This is a genomic window from Microbispora cellulosiformans, from assembly GCF_008728085.1.
GTDB lineage: Bacteria > Actinomycetota > Actinomycetes > Streptosporangiales > Streptosporangiaceae > Microbispora > Microbispora amethystogenes.
This window is the reverse complement of record NZ_VYTZ01000002.1, coordinates 731916-751701: the sequence shown is the minus strand read 5'-3', so window position 1 is coordinate 751701 and position 19786 is coordinate 731916. Positions and strand designations below refer to the sequence as shown.

Genomic DNA, 19786 nt, shown 5'->3' with positions numbered 1-19786 from the left:
CAGCTTAAGCCATGGGAAGGGGATCTCTCAGCCCTTCCGGTGATGTCGGGAACACCGCGCCGGTTCCGTATCGTTCCAGGTGATCACAGGGACCGGCGGGCGCCCCGTCCACCGTGCCGCGCGGGTCCACCCATTCCCTTCCCGCGTGCGGTATAACCGGGGTCGAAGCGGGGAGGCGTCGATGCGGGACTCCGACAGAGCACGGGCGGCGAGCCTCTTAAGTCGGACTGCGGCACGTGATCTGTTCGAACAGGTGCGTTTCCGCTATTTCCACCTTCCGCCATTTGTGCGGCGTGTGCTGTTCGTGGTGCTGCTCGTCGCCGTAATGGGGGTGGCCGCCGCGCTCAACTGGTCGCTGATGCCCACCTTCATCTGCACCGTGGCGGTGCTGGCCTTCGTCGCGCTGGCGCTCAGCTATCCCCGCGCCGCCGCGACCGTGCTGGTGCTCGCCGGGTGGGGCCTGCTGCTGCCGCTGTTCATGGTGGTGTTCGGCGGGCAGACGCCCGTGCCCGGCCTGCTGATGCTGCTCGGCCCGCTGGTCGCGATCGTGGCCCACCTGATCCGGTGGGTGCCGCCCTGGCTCACGACGCTCATGTCCCTGGCGGCCGCCGGGCTGGTCGCGCTGTCGCTGTCGCCGCTGTCCTCCTCCACCGCTCTGTGGGGCGCGTACGGCGCGGCCGCCGCGGTGCTCCTCTACCGCCTGATCCTCGCCCGCAGGGCGCGCGCCGGCGCGGAGCGCGAGCCGGTCGGCGTCGAGACCCAGGAGCGGCAGCAGGTCAGGGCGGGCGGCCACCGGCCCGCCGCGGCCGAGACCGGCGCCCCGCCGCCGATCACCGTCGAGCAGGCCCTCGCGGAGCTGGAGTCCATGATCGGTCTCGAACCGGTCAAGGAGCAGGTGCGGGCCATCGCCGCGTCCATCGAGGCGGCCAGGCTGCGCAGGGAGGCGGGCTACACCAACGAGCGGCCGATGCGGCACTTCGTGTTCGTCGGCCCGCCGGGGACGGGCAAGACCAGTGTGGCCCGCACCCTCGCCAAGATCTTCTACGCCTTCGGCCTGCTGGAGACGCCCTTCGTGGTCGAGGCGCAGCGGGCCGACCTCGTGGGGGAGTACCTCGGCGCGACCGCCATCAAGACCAACGAGCTGATCGACCGGGCGCTCGGCGGGGTCCTGTTCGTCGACGAGGCGTACGGCCTGATCAACTCGGGCGACGGCCAGCCCGACCGGTTCGGCGCGGAGGCCGTGCAGACGCTGCTCAAGCGGGCCGAGGACGACCGTGACCGGCTCATCGTCATCCTGGCCGGATACGAGCGCGAGACGAACGACTTCCTGTCGTCCAACCCCGGGCTGTCCAGCCGGTTCGCCACCCGGGTCCGCTTCCCCAGCTACGACCCCGGCGAGCTGTTGGAGATCACCGAGGCGGTGCAGGAGCGCCGGGGCGACCGGCTCGCCCCCGACGCCCGTCCCGTGCTGCGCCGGCTGTTCGAGGACGTCCACCGGCGGGGGCTCGTCGACGACCTCGGCAACGCCCGCTTCGCCCGCAGCCTCGCCGAGGCCGCCGCGCAGGCGCGCGACGTGCGGGTGGTGAGCGCGGGCGGGGCGCCGCGCGGCGAGGACCTGGTGACGATCACGGCCGGCGACGTGACCAAGGCGTTCGACGAGATCACCGCGAGATACCGCGGCTACCAGGCCACGCCGACGCTGGACGAGGCGCTCGCGGACCTCGACAGGATGGCCGGGCTGGAGCCGGTCAAGCGGCAGGTGCACGCGATCACGGCCCAGCTCAAGGTGGCCAGGATGCGGCAGGAGCAGGGGCTGCCGGTCCAGTCGCAGATGCGGCACTTCGTGTTCGCCGGCCCGCCAGGCACCGGCAAGACGACCGTCGCGAGGATCCTCGGCCGGATCTTCTCGGCGCTCGGCCTGCTGGCCCGCCCCGACGTCGTCGAGGCGTCGAGGGCCGACCTCGTCGGCCAGCACCTGGGCGCCACCGCGATCAAGACCAACGAGCTGGTCGACCGGGCGCTCGGCGGCGTGCTGTTCGTCGACGAGGCGTACGGCCTGGTCAACGCCGGCTACTCGGGAGGCGACGCCTTCGGGGCCGAGGCCGTGCAGACCCTGCTGAAGCGGGCCGAGGACGACCGCGACCGCGTGGTGATCATCCTGGCCGGCTACGAGCGCGAGATGGACGCCTTCCTCGCCACCAACCCCGGCCTGGCCTCGCGGTTCAACCAGCGGGTGGCGTTCCCCTCCTACTCGCCGTCCGAGCTGGCCGAGATCGCCAATCTGCAGGCCGCCGCGTCCGGTGACAGGTTCGACGCCTCCGCGGGGCGCGACCTGGCCGACGTCTTCGACTGGGTCTGCCGCGAGGGGCTGATCGACGGGCTGGGCAACGGCCGCTTCGCCCGCTCGCTGTACGAGCGCGCGGCGCTGCGGCGCGACGTGCGCCTGGCGGCCCAGGGGACGGCGAACGCCGCCGAGCTGACCACGATCACCAGTGAGGACGTCCGCAGCGCGGTGGACGAACTGTCCTGATCCGCGCGATGCCCTGATCCGGAGGAGAGCCGTGGCACGGCGGTGCGTGTCCCGCTGACGCCGGTCGTCACTTCCTGCTACTAATCTACTTCGTAGGGTAGCCGGAGGAGCGGAGAGACACGTGAGACCACGACGGCCGGTCGCCCTGGCCCTGCTGGCGGCCGTGTGGGCCGCCACCGCCTGCGGCGCGCAGCGGGGGCCCGGTGAGCAGGACGGCGCGCTCGCCCCCTCCCCGGTCAAGGCGTACGACATCAACCCCCTGCCCCGGGACAAGGTGAAGGACGGCGGCACCCTGCGGTGGGGGCTCGTCGACTTCCCCACCCAGTGGAACCGCAACCATGTCGACGGCGACGGCAACGCGGTCGAGGCCGTGACCGACGCGCTCATGCCGCGCACCTTCCGGTCCGACGAGCGGGGACGGCCGTCCCTCGACACCGACTACGTGACCAACGCCCGGATCACCGCCACCTCTCCCCGGCAGGTCATCACCTACTCGATCAACCCCAAGGCGAGATGGTCGGACGGCAAGCCGATCACCTGGAACGACTTCGCCGCCCAGTGGAAGGCGATGAGCGGGCGCGACCACGACTACCGGGTCGACGCCGCCATCGCCTACGAGAACATCCAGAGCGTGGCCCGGGGATCGAGCGACCGGGAGGTGGTGGTCACCCTCGCCCAGCCGTTCAACGAGTGGCAGTCGCTGTTCACGCCGCTGTATCCCAGCGCGACCAACGCGACGCCGGCCGCGTTCAACTCCGACTGGATCAACCGGATCCCGGTGACCGCCGGGCCGTTCCGGGTGGAGCGGCTCGACGCCAAGGGCAGGACGGTCACCCTCGCCCGCGACCCCGCCTGGTGGGGAAACCGGCCCAAGCTCGACCGCATGGTGTTCCGGACGGTGCGGCCCGACCAGATGGTGCGCGCGTTCACCAAGGGGGACGTCGACGTGTTCGAGGTCGGCCCGTCCCCCGACGACTACGCGCGGGTCAGGGAGGCGTGGGACGCGGTGGTCCGGCAGGCCGCCGGCACGCAGTACCGCCAGTTCACCCTGAACGGCGAGAGCCCGGTCCTGTCCGATGTCCGGGTGCGCCAGGCCGTCGCCGCGGCGCTCGACCGCCGCGCCCTCATGCAGGCCGACCTCAAGGGCCTCGGCTGGCCGACCGTGACCCTGGACAACCACTTCCTGATGAACAGCCAGTACGGCTACCAGCCCAACGCACGGGAGATCGGCGGCTACGACCCGGCCCTGGCCGGCCGGCTGCTCGACCAGGCGGGCTGGAAGATGTCCGGCAAGGGCCGGACGAAGAACGGCAAGCCGCTCACACTGCGCTTCGTCGTCCCCGACGGGATCCCACCGAGCCTCGCCGAGGCCCAGGCGGCCGGGCGGATGCTGCAGCGCGTCGGCGTGCGGAGCGAGGTGCGCAAGGTGTCCTTCAACGACTTCTTCGGCAAGTACCTCATCCCCGGCGACTTCGACCTCGCCGCCTTCGCCTACCCGAGCACGCCGTACCCGGTGTCCGGCTCCTTCGACGTCTACGCCGACGGGGAGCGCGGCAAGGGCGACGACGTCGAGTGGTACTCCAACCTCGGGCGCAGCGGCAGCAAGCAGATCGACCAGGCGATGTACCGCGCCGGCAGCCTGCTCGACCCCGCCCGGGTGCCCGGCCTGCTCAACGACGCCGACCGGCTGGTCTGGAAGGAGGTCAACGTGCTGCCGCTCTACCAGTGCCCGCAGGGCGTCGTGGTGCGGTCCGCGCTGGCCAACATCGGCGCCGGCGGCTTCTACGACCTCAGGTACGAGGACATCGGCTACGCCTCCTGACGGCCGCCGCCGGGCAGGTCCGCCGCCTCCCGGTGGCGGGCCGTGGCCCGGTCGTGAGAGGCCCGGTCGTGAGAGGCCCGCCGTACCAGCCGGAACCGCAGCAGGTCGCCTGGCCGCGCCTGGGCGACCAGCGGCAGGTCGGCGGCGGCGACGACGCCGACGACCGGATAACCCCCGGTCGGCGGGTGATCGGCCAGGAACACGATCGGCTGCCCGCCCGGCGGCACCTGGACGGCGCCGAGCGGCATCCCCTCGCTGGCCAGCTCACCGGCCCTGGCCCGCTCCAGCGGGGCGCCCCGCAGCCGCGCCCCGACCCGGTTGCTGTCCGCCGTGACCTCGTACGCCGCCGCGCACAGGGCCGTGAGCGCCTCCGGGACGAACCAGTCGTCGCGCGGCCCCGGCAGCACCCGGACGACCGGGCGGCGGGGCAGCGGCGGCGGGGCGGCGAAGTCGGCGAGGATCGCGGCGGCCACGGCCCCGGCGCCGACCGGCAGCGTCGTCCCCGCCCGCAGCGGAGGCGGCCCGATGCCCGACAGCGAGTCGGTCGACCGGCTGCCCAGCATCCGCTCCACGCCGATCCCGTCGCGCACCGCCACGTAGGTCCGCAGGCCCCGGCGGGGCACACCCACCCGCAGCACGCCGCCGGGCGGCACCCACAGCGGCGCGTCCGTCCCGGCCGCCCGACCGGCCGCCTCCACCGGGCACGGCGCCCCGGTGACCGCGACCCAGGCGCCGGCGGTGAAGCGCAGCGCCGCCCCGCCCAGGGTCAGCTCGATGCCCGCGGCGGTCTCCGCGTTGCCGACCAGCCGGTTCGCCAGCCGCAGGCTCGGCGGGTCGGCCGCCCCCGACCTCGGCACCCCCAGATGGGCGTAGCCGGGCCGTCCGAGGTCCTGCACGGTCGCGTACGGCCCGGGCGCCAGCACCTCGACGCGGGCGGTCACCGTGCCGCCCCCGGCCGGAACCGCACCCGCGTGCCGGGCGGCAGCATCGCCGGCGGCTCGGCCGCCGCGTCCCACACCCGCACGTCCGTACGGCCGAGCAGCCGCCAGCCGCCGGGGGAGGCCGACGGATAGACGGCGGAGTACGACCCGGCGATCGCCACCGAGCCGGGCGGCACACTGGTGCGGGGCACCGCCAGCCGGGGCACGTGCAGCGCCGGATCCAGGCCGATCAGGTAGGCGAAGCCGGGAGCGAACCCGAGCCACCCCACAGTGAACTCCGAGGCGGCGTGCCGGGCGGCCACCTCCTCGGCCGGAAGGCCGCTGAGCGCCGCCACCTCCGCCAGGTCCTCCCCGTCGTAGACCACCGGGATCTCCACGAGCCGCCCCGGCCCGTCCGCGCCCGCCGGGGCGAGCGCCGTACGCAGGAGCGAGGCGAGCAGCGCCTCCAGGCGCGGCCGGTCTGCGGCGGGGGCCACGACGAGCACGGTCCGCGAGCCGGGCACGACGTCCTCCACCCCCGGCGGGAGATCCGCCCGCAGCAGCGCGTCCAGCCGGTGGGCCGCCTCCAGCGAGCCGGTCTCCACCAGCAGCGCGTGCTCGCCCGCCGCCCGGACGGTCACGTGAACGATCCCACGACGACACCCGCGTCGATCAGGGCCCGCCGGACGGCCGTGGCGATCCGCACCGAGCCGGGAGTGTCCCCGTGCACGCAGACGGACCGGGCGCCTACCCGCACCTCGCCGCCCTCGATCGTCGTCACCACGCCCTCGACGGCCATCCGCACGGCGCGGGCCGCGACCTCGTCCGGGTCGTGCAGCACCGCGCCCGGCCGCCGCCGCGGCACCAGCGTCCCCTCCGGCGTGTACGCGCGGTCGGCGAAGCACTCGGCCACCGTGGGCACGCCGTGCCGGGCGGCCACCCTTGTCAGGGCCGATCCCGGCAGCGTGAGGATCGGCAGCGCTGACGCTGCGGGAGCGAAGGACGTGACGGCCGCCACCACGGCCTCCGCCTGCTCCTCGTCACGGCAGGCCCGGTTGTACAGGGCGCCGTGCGGCTTCACGTACGAAACCCGCCCGCCCATCGACCTCGCCATCCCGTCGAGCGCGGCGAGCTGGTAGAGCACGTCGGAGCACAGCTCCTCCGGGTCCACCTCCATCTCCCGGCGGCCGAAGCCCGCCAGGTCGCGATAGGAGACCTGGGCGCCGATCGCCACGCCGCGGTCCACCGCCGCCGCGCAGGTCCGGCGGATGATCAGCGGGTCGCCCGCGTGGAAGCCGCACGCCACGTTCGCGCTCGTCACCAGGTCGAGTAGGGCGAGGTCGTCCCCCAGCCGCCAGATCCCGTACCCCTCCCCGAGATCGGCGTTCAAGTCCATCATGTAGGTCATCTGGTGGTCTCCCCGGTCGGCCAGGTCCATCCTGCCGCAGGGGGTGCGGGGGTGAGAGGTCAGAGGGGAGGTTCGTCGGGGATGTCGGCGATGTCGTCGAGGGCGGCGGCGAGCTCGTCCGGGTGGTCGCCGATGCGCTCGGCGATCTCGATCAGGACGTGCATCACCTCGTGCCGGTCGTGCCCGAGGTCGAGCAGGCGCTGGGCGGCCTCCCACAGCTGGGGCGGGTCGCCGACCCACAGGCGGCTCGCGATCTCCTCGTGCCAGGCCAGGTGCTCCTCCAGGTCGGCGCGGTCCAGCTCACCGGTGTGGTCGATCTCCAGCAGGATCCGCCGGTCCGCCTCGTCCGCCGGGTTGAGCAGGTCGAGGTTGGTCGCGCCGCGCATGCCCTGGAGCAGGGGGAACGCGAAGGCCCGCCGGGCCAGCGCCGACAGGTCGCCGTCGGGCAGCAGCCGTTCCACGAGGGAGCGGTCCAGCCCGAAGGTGGCCGGGTCCCGGTAGGCCTCGGAGAACCGGCCCATCGCCTCCCAGACCGCGTCGAGCGTCGCCCGCACGCCCTGCTCCGGCAGCCCGATCCGGGGCCCCGCGAAGCGGACCCACGCCGACAGCACGTGCGGCATCGCGTCCTGTTCGGCCGGGGTGAGCAGGACCTTGCGCGGCAGCCAGTCCAGCAGGAACGTCTCGCACTTGGTGGGGCTGACCCGCGTCGGCCGGCCGAAGTCCTGGTCGCAGCCGTACTCGATGATGTGGTCGGCGCACCGCGAGGCGGCCGACGGGTCCGACAGGTTCTCCGCCGCGTCGGAGGCGAGGAACTCGGCGGCCAGCATCGCCCGGCGGTCGCGGCTGTAGGGGGCCTCGGTGTGCGCGGGGGCGGGCCGCAGGCGCCCGGGCGGCAGCGCCTTGATCCGCGCCCGCGCGAAGGCGTGGTAGGCGCTGTAGCTGTCGCTGACCGGCTTCGGCCCCTTGCGGTTGTGCGCGGCGGCCCTGGCGGCCTTCATCGCGAACTCCAGCAGCGCCCGCGCCTGCTGCGGCTCCAGCTCCTCGAACCGGAGCAGCTCGTTGCCGGCCGCCTCCAGCCGCGCCTGGTCGAGCAGCTTGTCGACCTGCGAGGACACCCAGGCGTCCCGGGCCATGCCGCCCATGTTGTAGTCGACGACCACGACCAGCGCGTGCCTGTCCTCGCCGTTGTAGGCGAACGTGCAGACCACGGTGTCCTGGTCGCCGTACACGTCCCTGGAGACGTAGCAGCCGGCCGGCTTGACCGCGCCGACGCGGTCGGCCCAGCGGGGCCGGGGCACGTCGGACTCCATCAGCGCGAGCGCCGCGCCCTCCGCCTTCGCCGCCTGCCGGGCGGTGCCGAGATAGGCGACGGAGACGAGCAGGGACAGGGCCGCGGGGGTGCCCGCCTTGGCCGCGTAGTCGACCAGGCCCTCGCCGAGGATCTGCTCGACGTCGCCGCCGCGCAGCCGCCTGCCCCACCACGCGCCGAGCATGTCGGAGACCATGAGCTCCGCGTCGAGCGGGCTGCGCACGGCCAGCAGCTCCCTGGCCGCCAGCAGCATCTCCGCGAACACGTCGTCCGGCGGCCGGGTCCCCCGGGGGTCACGTCGGCGCCGGTGACTCACGAGATATCGCTCCGCTCGCTCACGGTCACCACCCTCTCGCATTCGCGGCGGGAAGGGCACCAGGAACGCGGCCCGGTGACTTCCCCGTTATCTGCCGCTCCTGCCCCACTGTGCCGTACGGCCACCGACCGCGCGCCGTACGGCCGCCTCAGCGCCGGGAAGGCGGCGCCGAGTTCACCAGTCCCAGGAGGCGCTCCCGGGCGACCCTACCGGCGATCTCCGGCGTGACGGCCACCCCCAGGTGCTCACCGCAGGCCCAGGCGTCGGCGACGCAACGGGCGACGGTGGGCAGGGGGACGGTCAGGAACTCCGCGGCGAGCCGGGTGACCACCGGTTCCACCAGCTCCCGGAGCCTCGGCTCCGGCGATGGGCCGCCATAGATTCGTGCTGCGAGTACGGGCATCGACTGCATTCCTCGCTGAATGGGGACCTGCCGCCCCCAATTCCACCTCTTTCCCGGGCGGTGTCAACCCTCCGTTCGCCGGTGCGTGGGAAGCTGTGGGCATGCGCATCCGGCTCGCCCAGGATCCCGAGGCCGACGAACTGCTCGGACGCAGTCCGCTGGCGCTGCTGATCGGCATGCTGCTCGATCAGCAGGTCCCGCTGGAGCGGGCCTTCGCCGGCCCCCGCGCGATCGCCGCGCGCCTGGGCCACGACCTGGACGCCCGCGCGATCGCCTCCTATGATCCTGACCGGTTCGCCGCCCTGCTCGCGGACCCGCCCGCCGTCCACCGGTATCCGCGGGCGATGGCGGCCCGCGTCCAGGCACTCGCGGCCCACCTCTCCGAGCACTACGATGGCTCGGCCGAGAAGGTATGGCAGGATGTCCGCGACGGCGCCGATCTGCTGCGCCGGCTGCTGGCCCTCCCCGGATTCGGCCGGCAGAAGGCCCAGATCTTCCTGGCCCTGCTGGGCAAACAGTGCGGTGTGCGCCCGGACGGCTGGCGTGAGGCGGCCGGGCTGTACGGCGAGGAGGGGGTGCACCGGTCGGTGGCCGACGTCGTGGACGCCGCGAGCCTGCAGCTGGTCCGCGCGACCAAGCAGGAGGCGAAGCGGGCGGCCAAGAAGTAGGCCGGATCTTCCTGCGCGAGGTGCCGGTCTTTTGACAGGATGCGTTGACCGCATGGCTGGCGGGGCTTCCGTCCGCGCATGCCGATCGCCGATGATGTAGGGCAGATCGCGCTACCAATCACAGTTATGGAGATGTGCCTCGTGGGAGACGCTGGCACGCGACGGAGGTGCCGACCATGAGCGCCGAAACCTCCGTGCCCCGGCCCCGGGAGTCCGGTTTGGACATCGCAGACTCCGACCTCTTCAGAGGCCTGATGTCGGAGGCGCCCTTCGCCTTCGCGTTTTTCGACCCCTCCGGGCGGTTCGTCCGAGTCAACTCGACCTTCACCGAGTTGACCGGCCATCCTGTCGAGTCGCATCTCGACCGCCTCCCGGCCGAGCTGCTGCCGGCCGACCTGACGGCGCTGATCGAGTCGGCGCTGCGCCGGATCGCCGACGAGGGCCTGCCGGTCACCGACCAGCCGTACCCGACCCGGGCGGAGAACGGCGACGCCCGGCACTGGACCGTGTCGTTCTTCCCGATCCGCGGTGACGACGGCGTGCTCGGGACCGCCCTGTTCGGGGTGGACCTGACCGACCGGCAGATGGACAAGGAAGAGCTGGAGCGCAGCGAGGAGCGCTACCGCTCCCTCGTAGAGTCGCAGCAGCAGCTCGTCTGGATCACCTCGCCGAACGGCGGGGTGATCGAGGACGCGCCCCAGTGGCGGGCCGTCACCGGTCAGGGCCTGGAGGAGTACCTCGCGCACGGCTGGCTGGAGGCGGTGCATCCCGACGACCGCCCCGGCACCGACGAGGCGTGGCGCGAGGCCCTGCGCGGCCGGACGATGTTCGAGTGGAGCTACCGGGTGCGCACCCGGGCCAGCGGCTACCGGCACTTCGAGGTGCGGGCCGTCCCGATCATGCGGCTGGGCCGCGTGGTGGAGTGGGTCGGCGCGAACACCGACGTCACGCCGCAGCGCGAGGCCGAGGACATGCGGGGACGCCTGACCGACCAGCTCGGCGCGGCCGCCCTGCGCACGGCCCGGCTCCAGGGCGCGACGGCGCAGCTCGCCGAGGCGCTGACGGTCGAGCAGGTGGTGCAGGTGATCATCGACGTCGGGCGGACGGCGCTGGCCGCCGACCACTCGGCCGTCGCCCTCCTCGACGACAACAGGGCCACCCTGAAGGTGATCAACAGCGGTGGCACCCCCGACGCGCCGGGCGAGGACATCGACCTCGCCCATCCCAGCGTCATGACGATGGCGGTGAACAGCCGCAGGCCCGTCTTCGCCGAGTCCCTGGACAGCCTGCGCACCCAGCTCGTGGACGCCGGCGCCGACGAGACGCAGATCGCCAAGTTCCTCGCGCAGACCGAGGAACGGGCCTGGGTGGGCCTGCCGCTGCTCGCGGCCGGCCGTGCGCTCGGCGCGCTGCGGTTCTCGTTCAACCGGTCGCAGAAGATCTCGCAGGAGGACGGCGTCTTCCTGGAGGCGCTCGCCGGTCAGTGCGCGCTCGCGGTCGAGCGGGCCACGCTGTTCGAGCGTGAGCACCGCACCGCTGAAACGTTGCAGCGGAGCCTGCTGCCCGACCGGCTGCCGGTGGTGCGCGGCCTGGCCCTGGCCCAGCGATTCCGCTCCGGCTCCCGGCACGTGCAGGTCGGCGGCGACTGGTACGACGCGTTCGTCCTGCAGGACGGGCGGGTCGCGGCCGTCGTCGGCGACGTCATGGGCAAGGGCGTCAAGGCCGCCGCCGGGATGGGCCGGATCCGCAACGCCATGCGGGCTCTCGCCCTGACCAACCCGCCGCCCGCGGCGGTGCTCACCGGCCTGGACCGGGTGTTCGAGGCCACCGAGGAGGAAGAGCAGGTCACGACGCTGGCCTACATGGTCGTCGAGCCTGGGACCGGAGAGGGCATGCTGGCGCTGGCCGGTCACCCGCCGCCGCTGCTGGTCTCGCCGCAGGGCGTCGGCCTGCTGCACGAGAGCGAGCCCGGCACCCCGCTGGGCTGGGCCACCAGCCGCAAGCAGGGCCGGTTCTGCGTGCCTCCGGGGCACACCGCCGTGCTGTACTCGGACGGGCTCGTGGAAAACCGCAAGCGCGGTCTGGACGCCGGGCTCAGGGAGCTCTCAAGCGTCGTGGCCGAAGCGCCGCCGGAAGTCGTGAGTCATCCGCATATGCTGCTCGATTTCCTGGTGGAGCGGATGCTGGCCGGGTATGAACAGGATGACGACGTAACGGTACTCGCGGTCCACGTCCCATCGGCCACGAAGAGTGACTGAATGAAACAGTCATAACGGTTGCTTTCGGGTATCAGTGACCTCCGTCCGTACGCAGTAGTCTCTCGGTCGGCCTAGGGTGGAGGAGCAACCGGCGGGACGCGGCCGTATCACGGACCTTGGCGTGCCACAATGGCATGTCGCGGTTCGCGCGACCACACCACCGGAAAAGAAGAAGAACCTGGGTCCATTCTCGCCATGCGTTCGTTCGAGAGGTGTTCGTGTCGCCTGCAAGTTCGACTCGCTCGAAGCCGTCGGAGCTGAACGAGCCAGTGATTCAGCAGCTCCTCGAGCGTGGGCGCTCGCAGGGTTTCCTCGAGTCCGAGGATGTCCGCAAGGCCTTCGAGGAAGCGGACATCCCGATGTCGCAAGCCGCTGGATTCCTGCGAAGCCTCAGCAAGGAGGGCGTGACCGTCGTGGTGACGGCCGCCGACTCCGCGGCTCCCAAGCGTTCTCGAGGTCAAGCCAAGCGCCGCACCACCGCGCCCGTCAAGAAGACCACCAAGTCCGCGGCGGCCAAGGAGTCGCAGCCGGAGACCGTCACCGCAGTGGTGACCGACTCCGCGCCGGCCGCCAAGCCTGCGGCGAAGAAGGCGGCCCCGGCCAAGCCCGGCGCGGCGGCGGCCAAGCCGGCTCCCGGCAAGCCCGCTCCGCCGAAGAAGGCCGCGCCCGCGGCCAAGGACGCCACGGCGGCCCCCGCCGCCGGCCCCGAGGGCAAGGCGCCCAAGGCCGATTCCAAGCCCAAGTCCGCCGACGTCGCCGAGGACGAGGAGGACATCGACCTCGAGGGTGACGTCGACATCGAGGACTTCGAGCTGGACGTCGAGGACGTCGAGATCGAGGCCGAGGCGGAGACCGAGGAGACCGAGACCGAGACCGAGGCGGAGACCGAGGGCGAGGAGCCCAAGGCCGAGGCGCTCGTGCAGTCCGAGGACGAGGTGCTGATCCTCACCGACGACGATGACGACGCTCCCGTCGCGCAGGTCGCGGCGGCCGGCGCCACCGCCGACCCGGTGAAGGACTACCTCAAGCAGATCGGCAAGGTGCCCCTGCTCAACGCCGAGCAGGAGGTCGAGCTCGCCAAGCGGATCGAGGCCGGCCTGTTCGCCGAGGAGCAGCTCGCCCAGGAGGCCGACAACCTCCCGGTCGACGTCCGCGCCGAGCTGGAGTGGATCGCCGAGGACGGCCACCGCGCCAAGAACCACCTGCTGGAGGCCAACCTCCGCCTGGTCGTGTCGCTGGCCAAGCGCTACACCGGGCGCGGGATGCTGTTCCTGGACCTGATCCAGGAGGGCAACCTGGGCCTGATCCGCGCGGTCGAGAAGTTCGACTACACCAAGGGCTACAAGTTCTCCACGTACGCCACGTGGTGGATCCGGCAGGCGATCACCCGGGCCATGGCCGACCAGGCGCGGACCATCCGCATCCCGGTCCACATGGTCGAGGTGATCAACAAGCTGGCCCGGGTCCAGCGGCAGATGCTGCAGGACCTCGGCCGCGAGCCCACGCCCGAGGAGCTGGCCCGCGAGCTCGACATGACCCCTGAGAAGGTCATCGAGGTGCAGAAGTACGGCCGCGAGCCGATCTCCCTGCACACGCCGCTGGGCGAGGAGGGCGACAGCGAGTTCGGCGACCTCATCGAGGACTCCGAGGCCATCGTCCCGGCCGACGCGGTCAGCTTCACGCTGCTGCAGGAGCAGCTGCACTCCGTTCTCGACACGCTGTCGGAGCGGGAGGCGGGCGTGGTGTCGATGCGTTTCGGTCTCACCGACGGCCAGCCGAAGACCCTCGACGAGATCGGGAAGGTCTACGGCGTGACCCGCGAGCGGATCCGCCAGATCGAGTCGAAGACGATGTCCAAGCTGCGCCACCCGTCCCGGTCCCAGGTGCTGCGCGACTATCTCGACTGAGACACGAGTCGATCGTCCTTCGGCCCCGCGGGGAAGGCCGGGGGACGATTAACTTTTCCGTAACATCGTGGTAGCACCACGGGCACGCTGTCGCTCCTAGGCTCGCGCCTCATGGGAGTGATCGAAGTGGATCGGGCACGTGCTCGGGGGCCACGAATGATCCCGGACCGCCCGTGGGCGGACACCATCCTCGACGAGGCGGTCATCTCCGCCCAGCGGGGAGACATCGGACCAGCCATCGCCGCTCTCGCCACGAGCAGGGGCGACCCGGAGACCCGGTCGCTGCGGGTGGAGGCGCTGTCCCGCGCCCTCATCGGCGCGAGCCGGTTCATCGAGGCGCAGCTCGCCTACGACCAGGGCAATCCCGACCTGTGGCTGTGGCTGGGGCGGACCCGGCTGGAGGAGGCCTGGGAACTGCGGCCCGACGTCCGGGCCAGAGCCGTGCAGGCCGACCGGCTGCACGCCTACCAGTCGGCGATGGAGAGCGCGAGGCAGCCGCTGCTGGCGGCGGCGGGGCTCGCCTCCGGCGACCCGGTGCCGTGGGAGTGCCTGATGTGGCTGGCAGTCGGGCTGGACCGGCCGCGGGCCGACAAGGACGCGGTCTGGCACGAGTGCTCCCGGCGGTGGCCGTCGCTCTACTCCGCGGCGGTGGTCCGCCTGATCACGCTGTCGCCGGGCTGGGGCGGCTCCGCCCAGGAGACGCTCGCCTTCGCCCGCTCGGCCGCCGCGCACGCTCCCGAGGGCAGCCCGCTCCCGGCGCTGGTCCCGCTGGCCCACTTCGAGATCACCGCCGCCGGCCGGGCGCCGATGTCCCGGGGAGGATGGTTCCCCTTCGAGGCGCAGCGCGACATCGTCTCGGCCGCCGGGCACTGGTCGGAGCGGCGGTTCGGCGGCGCGCATCCCCGGTCGATCGAGGCGCACAACGCCTTCGGCGCCGCCTTCTTCCTCGCCGACCTGCGCCGCCCGGCGCGCGCGCACCTCAGCAGGACGGACGGCCGCTTCAGCCGCCTGCCCTGGTCGCACCTCGGCGATCCCGCTCAGCAGTACCGCCGGGCCTGCGCCCGGCTCAACCTCTGACTCACTCGCCCACGATCACGTCGAGGGTCCGCGGCCGGTTCCCTCCGGCGGGCGCGGCCAGCTCGACCCGGTGCCCCAGCCCCGCCAGCAGGTCGGCGAGGTCGCCGGCCGTACGCGGCCGGTCGGGGGTCTCGACCAGCGAACGGGCGACCACGCCGCGCGTGGCCTTCGCCATGTGGCTGACGACCGTCCGCTTCCCGGCCGCCTCCCTGAGCACCCGTACGGCCACTCCGCGTTCGCCGGGCTGCCAGGCGGCGGTGTACGTCGCGGACCGCAGGTCCACCACCAGGCCCTTCGTCCCGTCGAGCACCGCACCGATCGACGGCCGCCAGAACGCGGCCAGGCCGCCCATCGGCGGCAGCCGTACGCCCATGGACAACCGGTACGGCGGCACCCGGTCGGAGGGGCGCAGCAGGCCCCACAGACCGGAGAACACGATGATCCGCCGGTCGGCCCGCCGCCGTGCCTCGGGGGAGAGGGCGCCGAGGCCGAGGTTGTCGTACAGCACGCCCGTGTAGAGGTCGGCCACGGGCAGCGTGCGTGCCGCGGGCAGCGCCCGGTTGCGCTCGATCTCCCCGGCCTGCCCGTCCGACAGGCCCAGCACGTCGCGCGCCTCGGGCGTGTGGCAGAGCGAGACGAGGGCGTCGAGGACCTTCTCGCGCGGGGAGGCGAGTTCGGGGAAGCTCAGCCGGCGGGCGCGGGAGGTCCCCCGCTCGGCCTTCCCCTCCGACGGAGGCAGCAGGATGAGCACGATTCCGCAGCTTACTGCGCCCCCGCCGGAGAGGCTCCCGGTCGGGGAGCGGCGGCGGTGCGGTGCTCACTCCCGCCCGGTCTCCACCGCCTTGAGCACGGCCTCCGCGATCGAGCGCGGATCCACCCCGAAGTGCCTGCGGACCGCCTCGCGGGTGCCCGACAGCCCGAACCCGTCGGTGCCGAGCGAGGTCCACGGCCGGTCGATCCACGGGCTGATCTGGTCCGGTACGGTACGCATCCAGTCGCTGACCGCGATCACCGGTCCCGAGGTCCCGGCGAGGGCCTGCCGGATGTACGGCACACCCGTCGTGGTCATGGCGTCGCGCCGCAGCTCACTCCAGGAGGTGACGGACCACACGTCCACGCCCACGCCGTACTCCTCCCGAAGCAGGCGCTGCGCGGCCAGCGCCCAGTGGATCGCGGTGCCGCTGGCCAGCAGGTGAGCGTCACCACCGCCGGCGGAGTACCGGTAGACGCCCCGGAGGATGCCCTCCTCGGCTCCCTCGGGCATCGGGGGCTGCGGCAGCGGCTCGTTGTAGAGGGTCAGGTAGTAGAACACGTCCTCGCCGTCGGGGCCGTACATGCGCCGGAGCCCCTCGCGCACGATCGTCCCCACCTCGTACGCGAAGGCGGGATCGTAGGCCAGGCACGCGGGGTTGGCGGAGGCGAGGAGCTGCGAGTGGCCGTCGGCGTGCTGCAGGCCCTCACCGGTCATCGTGGTCCGGCCGGCGGTGGCGCCGACGAGGAACCCGCGGCCGAGCTGGTCGGCCAGCGCCCACATCTGGTCGCCGGTGCGCTGCCAGCCGAACATCGAGTAGAAGATGTAGAAGGGGATCATGACCTCGCCGTGGGTGGCGTAGCTGGAGGCCGCGGCGGTGAACGACGCCATCGACCCGGCCTCGGTGATGCCTTCCAGCAGGATCTGCCCGTCGGTCGCCTCCTTGTACGACAACAGCAGGCCCCGGTCGACGGACTCGTAGCGCTGGCCCAGCGGCGAGTAGATCTTGGCCGTGGGGAACAGCGACTCCATGCCGAACGTCCTGGCCTCGTCCGGCACGATCGGCACCCAGCGGCGTCCCGTCTCCGGCTCCTTCATCAGGTCCTTGACGAGGCGGACGAAGGCCATCGTCGTGGCCACGGGCTGCTTCGAGCCCTTCTCCAGGGCGCGGAAGGCCGCCTCGGCCGGGGCCGGCAGAGGGCGATGGGAGACGCTGCGGCGGGGGATGGGCCCGCCCAGGTCGCGCCGCCGCTCGGCGGCGTACCGCGCCTCCGGCGAGTCCGGCCCGGGGTGCAGGTACGGCGGCAGGTCGCCGTCGAGAGCCTCGTCCGGGACCGGCAGGCCGAGCCGGTCGCGCAGGGCGCGGAACTCGTCCTGGGTGAGCTTCTTCATCTGGTGGTTGGCGTTGCGCGCCTCGATCCCCGCGCCGAGGGTCCAGCCCTTCACCGTCTGAACGAGGACCACCGTGGGCGCGCCCCGGTTGTCCAGGGCCCTGCGGTAGGCCGCGTACACCTTCCGCGGCTCGTGGCCCGCCCGCGACCCGCCGACGACGCGCCGCAGGTCCTCGTCCGTGTACGGCACGTCGAGTCCCTGGAACAACCGCTCCCTGATGTAGGAGCCCGCCGAGGCGGCGAACGTCTGGAACTGCCCGTCCGGCACCTCGCCCAGCCGGGCCACCAGTTCGTCCGAGCGGAGCAGCTCGTCCCATTCCCGGCCCCACAGCGCCTTGACGACGTGCCAGCCCGCGCCCGTGAAGACGCTTTCGAGCTCCTGCACGACGCGGGTGTTGCCCCGCACCGGCCCGTCGAGCCGCTGGAGGTTGCAGTTGATCACGAACGTGAGGTTGTCGAGTCCTTCGCGGGCGGCCAGGGTGAGGGCGGCCGTGGACTCCGGCTCGTCCATCTCGCCGTCGCCGAGGAAGGCCCACACGTGGCTGCGCGAGGTGTCCTTGATGCCGCGATTGTGCAGATAGCGGTTGAACCTGGCCTGGTAAACCGCGTTGAGCGGCCCGAGCCCCATGGAGACGGTGGGGAACTGCCAGAAGTCCGGCATGGACCGCGGATGCGGGTACGACGGCAGCCCGCCCTCGGGCTCGCGCCGGAACAGGTCGAGCTGGGATTCGCTCAGCCTGCCCTCCAGGAAGGCCCGCGCGTAGACGCCCGGGGAGGCGTGGCCCTGGAAGTAGACCTGGTCGTGCCCGGCGTGGAAGAAGTGGTTGAAGCCCACCTCGTACAACCAGGCGGCCGAGGCGTAGGTCGCCAGGTGGCCGCCGAGCCCCAGACGGCTTCCCCTGGTGATCATCGCCGCGGCGTTCCACCGGTCGTACGCGGCGATGCGTTCCTCCAGCTCAAGGTCGCCCGGATAGACCGGCTCCTCGTCCGTCGGCACGGTGTTGAGGTAGCGGGTGCTCGTGGCCAGCCGCCTCAGCAGGTAGCCGGCCCGTTCGGGGCCGGCCGCACGACGCACCGCCTCGAGGGATTCGAGCCATTCGGCGGTCTCCTGGGGATTCGTGTCTACGTCCATGGATCCATTAAACACCCAATGATCGATCATAGGATGTATGCTCTGCGGCCTATCATCGGTCTCGTGGAACCCGTCGTGCGGTCGCCGCTTCGCGACCAGATCCGGCAAGCCGTGCTCGACGGCCTGATCAGCGGCAGATGGAAGCCCGGCGACCGCCTCGTCGAGCGGCGCATGGCGGCCGAGCTGGGCGTCAGCCAGGCCCCGGTGCGCGAGGCGCTGCGCGAGCTGGAGGCTCTCAGGCTCATCGAGTCCGCGCCCAACAAGGGCGCGCGGGTCCGCAGGCTCACCCGGAGCGATCTCCGCGAGGTGTACGAGGTGCGGGCGGGCCTGGAGGAGACGGCCGTCCGGCTGGGCACGCCCCGCGCGGAGCCGCTGCGCGCGCATCTGGCCCGCCTGCACGAGGCGGCGGCCGCCGGTTCCCTGCACGATCAGGTGCGGCACGGCGTCGCCTTCCACCGCGAGATCGTGAAGGCCTCGGGCAACACGGTGCTGCTGTCGGTGTGGGAGTCGCTCGGCATCGAGGTGTGGACCCACCTGTCGGTCCGCCTCTTCCGGACGCACCCGCACGAGAACGCCGCCGACCACGAACCTCTCGTGGAGGCGTTCGAGCGGGGCGACCCCGAGGCGGGCGTCCTGCTCCGCGAGCACGTGCTCGGCTACGCCCCGGCCGAGCCCTGAACCCGGAGCGGCGCGGGCCGGTTAGGCTGCGGCGGGTGAGTCAGGACACGGCGGAGTTCGACCTGCTGGTGGACGAGGGCTGGCCGGCGCGGGGCCGGATCCGGGAGGGCAGCTGGGTCTACCGTCACGCGGGCGGGGTGACGAAGCGGGCCAACTCGGTGCTGCCGCTGGGGGAGCGGGCGGACCTGCCGGAGGCGGTGGACCGGGCCGAGCGTTTCTACGCGGGCGTCGGCCTGCCGTGCGTGTTCTCCGTGGGCATGGGCGCGACGCCGGGGCTCGACGGGGAACTCGACCGCCGGGGATATCGGCTGGTGGACCCCACCCTGGTGATGACCGGGCCGCTGGCCGCCGGCGCGCCGGACGTGGAGGTGGCGGGCACGCCGTCCGAGCGGTGGCTGCGCGCCTGGTGGAGCGTGGACGGCGGGCGGCGGAGCGCCACCGGGGACGTCCCGGCGCGGGTGTGGGCCGAGCGGATCGTCACCGGGGTTCCCGCCGGCTACGTTCTCCTCGGCGGAGACGTCTCCGGGGACGGGGACACGGACGGCGACGCGGTGGGCCGGGGCGTGCCGCAGGGCCGCTGGCTGGGGATCTACTGCATGGCCGTCCAGCCGCGCGCCAGGCGGCGCGGGCTGGGCGGGGCCGTGCTGCGCGCACTGACCGCCTGGGGGCGGAGACAGGGCGCGGACAGCGCCTACCTGGTGGTCACGGAGGCCAACACCGCGGCCCGCGCGCTCTACGAGCGGGAGGGCTTCGGCGTCGCCGGCCGCTACCACTACCGCGTGCGGCCCTGACGGGCGCCGCGGTCAGGTCAGGTACGGCGGGACGGCATGAGACGGACGGGGAATCGAGGGAATCTATGGTGACGGCGCACGGAGCCGACGTCGTCGTCGTGCTGCTCCGGCACGCCGTCTATGGGGTCAGCGCTCGCCGTCAGGGGCGATCGCGGGGGATGCGGAGAGTCGGGCCGACTCGTCCTGGATCTCAGCACCTTTGCCGCGCAGGACAGCCACGTGCTGACGCCCGTGGTGGGCGCAGAACAGCAGCTCCCCGCCCACGGGCAGGGTCGCGCGGATGTAGGCCTGAGCACCGCACCGGTCACACCGGTCCAGGGCCGTCAGCGGCTTGGCGGGGGCGAGAGCTCCAGTCACGTATCGCCTTTCGGGTCGCCCCACGGATGCGGGGTCGTTGGCGTCAGTCACTTGGGACAACATCTAAC

Annotated in this window: 16 protein-coding genes; 8 read left to right on the top strand and 8 right to left on the bottom strand. The window is 72.6% G+C overall.

All coding sequences use genetic code 11. From position 1 onward, the window contains the following. Positions 1 to 181 precede the first annotated feature (181 nt). Positions 182 to 2530 (top strand): AAA family ATPase, encoded by a 2349-nt coding sequence (locus F5972_RS07385; protein ID WP_150932343.1) that lies wholly within the window; start codon positions 182 to 184, stop codon positions 2528 to 2530. A gap of 121 nt (positions 2531 to 2651) precedes the next feature. Then, positions 2652 to 4352, top strand: coding sequence for an ABC transporter family substrate-binding protein (locus F5972_RS07380; protein WP_150932341.1), 1701 nt, complete (start codon positions 2652 to 2654; stop codon positions 4350 to 4352). Here F5972_RS07380 and F5972_RS07375 read toward each other — a convergent pair. From F5972_RS07375 to F5972_RS07355, 5 genes are all read right to left on the bottom strand, one after another. Then, the gene (locus F5972_RS07375) at positions 4340 to 5293 is read right to left on the bottom strand and encodes a 5-oxoprolinase subunit C family protein (RefSeq protein ID WP_150932339.1); all 954 of its coding nucleotides are present in this window, start codon (positions 5291 to 5293) and stop codon (positions 4340 to 4342) included. The genes F5972_RS07380 and F5972_RS07375 overlap by 13 nt on opposite strands. Next, complete coding sequence (locus F5972_RS07370; protein ID WP_150932337.1) at positions 5290 to 5913, bottom strand: 5-oxoprolinase subunit B family protein; 624 nt, start codon at positions 5911 to 5913, stop codon at positions 5290 to 5292. Before F5972_RS07370 ends, F5972_RS07375 begins: the two co-directional genes overlap by 4 nt. Next, entirely contained in the window at positions 5910 to 6680 is a 771-nt protein-coding gene (locus F5972_RS07365) for a LamB/YcsF family protein (protein WP_225311235.1), read from the bottom strand. The genes F5972_RS07370 and F5972_RS07365 overlap by 4 nt, the downstream gene beginning before the upstream one ends. A gap of 59 nt (positions 6681 to 6739) precedes the next feature. Further along, positions 6740 to 8242: a hypothetical protein gene (locus F5972_RS07360; protein WP_150932677.1), complete on the bottom strand. Its 1503-nt coding sequence runs from the start codon at positions 8240 to 8242 to the stop codon at positions 6740 to 6742. 211 nt (positions 8243 to 8453) lie between these two features. Continuing rightward, positions 8454 to 8708 (bottom strand): hypothetical protein, encoded by a 255-nt coding sequence (locus F5972_RS07355; RefSeq protein ID WP_191909983.1) that lies wholly within the window; start codon positions 8706 to 8708, stop codon positions 8454 to 8456. Between the two features lie 101 nt (positions 8709 to 8809). Here F5972_RS07355 and F5972_RS07350 point away from each other — a divergent pair, with 101 nt between their 5' ends. The 4 genes from F5972_RS07350 to F5972_RS07335 all read left to right on the top strand — a co-directional run bounded on the left by F5972_RS07350 (position 8810) and on the right by F5972_RS07335 (position 14618). After that, complete coding sequence (locus F5972_RS07350) at positions 8810 to 9376, top strand: HhH-GPD-type base excision DNA repair protein (protein WP_150932335.1); 567 nt, start codon at positions 8810 to 8812, stop codon at positions 9374 to 9376. Between the two features lie 176 nt (positions 9377 to 9552). After that, positions 9553 to 11634, top strand: a complete 2082-nt coding sequence (locus F5972_RS07345; protein ID WP_150932332.1) for a SpoIIE family protein phosphatase — start codon at positions 9553 to 9555, stop codon at positions 11632 to 11634. 218 nt (positions 11635 to 11852) lie between these two features. Beyond that, complete coding sequence (locus F5972_RS07340) at positions 11853 to 13541, top strand: RNA polymerase sigma factor (protein ID WP_150932330.1); 1689 nt, start codon at positions 11853 to 11855, stop codon at positions 13539 to 13541. Positions 13542 to 13697: 156 nt separating this feature from the next. Next, entirely contained in the window at positions 13698 to 14618 is a 921-nt protein-coding gene (locus F5972_RS07335; RefSeq protein ID WP_225311234.1) for a hypothetical protein, read from the top strand. Position 14619: 1 nt separating this feature from the next. Here the strand turns inward: F5972_RS07335 and F5972_RS07330 are convergent, their stop codons facing one another. Beyond that, the gene (locus F5972_RS07330) at positions 14620 to 15369 is read right to left on the bottom strand and encodes a YaaA family protein (protein WP_150932326.1); all 750 of its coding nucleotides are present in this window, start codon (positions 15367 to 15369) and stop codon (positions 14620 to 14622) included. Between the two features lie 66 nt (positions 15370 to 15435). Further along, positions 15436 to 17892, bottom strand: coding sequence for a pyruvate dehydrogenase (acetyl-transferring), homodimeric type (aceE, locus tag F5972_RS07325; RefSeq protein ID WP_150932324.1), 2457 nt, complete (start codon positions 17890 to 17892; stop codon positions 15436 to 15438). A gap of 63 nt (positions 17893 to 17955) precedes the next feature. Here aceE and F5972_RS07320 point away from each other — a divergent pair, with 63 nt between their 5' ends. After that, positions 17956 to 18570 carry a GntR family transcriptional regulator gene (locus F5972_RS07320; RefSeq protein WP_225311233.1) on the top strand — a complete coding sequence of 205 codons (615 nt, stop codon included), beginning with the start codon at positions 17956 to 17958 and terminating at the stop codon, positions 18568 to 18570. A gap of 35 nt (positions 18571 to 18605) precedes the next feature. Next, a complete protein-coding gene (locus F5972_RS07315) occupies positions 18606 to 19361 on the top strand; it encodes a GNAT family N-acetyltransferase (protein WP_150932320.1) in 756 nt (251 codons plus the stop codon). Positions 19362 to 19487: 126 nt separating this feature from the next. Here the strand turns inward: F5972_RS07315 and F5972_RS07310 are convergent, their stop codons facing one another. Then, the gene (locus F5972_RS07310; RefSeq protein WP_150932318.1) at positions 19488 to 19718 is read right to left on the bottom strand and encodes a DUF7455 domain-containing protein; all 231 of its coding nucleotides are present in this window, start codon (positions 19716 to 19718) and stop codon (positions 19488 to 19490) included. Positions 19719 to 19786 lie beyond the last annotated feature (68 nt).

Excerpts from the sequence above, each read along its gene's own strand:
- F5972_RS07345 (WP_150932332.1), top strand. The coding sequence starts at position 9,553 with ATGAGCGCCGAAACCTCCGTGCCCCGGCCCCGGGAGTCCGGTTTGGAC.
- F5972_RS07355 (WP_191909983.1), bottom strand. The coding sequence starts at position 8,708 with ATGCCCGTACTCGCAGCACGAATCTATGGCGGCCCATCGCCGGAGCCG.
- F5972_RS07365 (WP_225311235.1), bottom strand. The coding sequence starts at position 6,680 with ATGACCTACATGATGGACTTGAACGCCGATCTCGGGGAGGGGTACGGG.
- F5972_RS07385 (WP_150932343.1), top strand. The coding sequence starts at position 182 with ATGCGGGACTCCGACAGAGCACGGGCGGCGAGCCTCTTAAGTCGGACT.
- F5972_RS07360 (WP_150932677.1), bottom strand. The coding sequence starts at position 8,242 with ATGCTGCTGGCGGCCAGGGAGCTGCTGGCCGTGCGCAGCCCGCTCGAC.
- F5972_RS07350 (WP_150932335.1), top strand. The coding sequence starts at position 8,810 with ATGCGCATCCGGCTCGCCCAGGATCCCGAGGCCGACGAACTGCTCGGA.
- aceE (WP_150932324.1), bottom strand. The coding sequence starts at position 17,892 with ATGGACGTAGACACGAATCCCCAGGAGACCGCCGAATGGCTCGAATCC.
- F5972_RS07335 (WP_225311234.1), top strand. The coding sequence starts at position 13,698 with ATGATCCCGGACCGCCCGTGGGCGGACACCATCCTCGACGAGGCGGTC.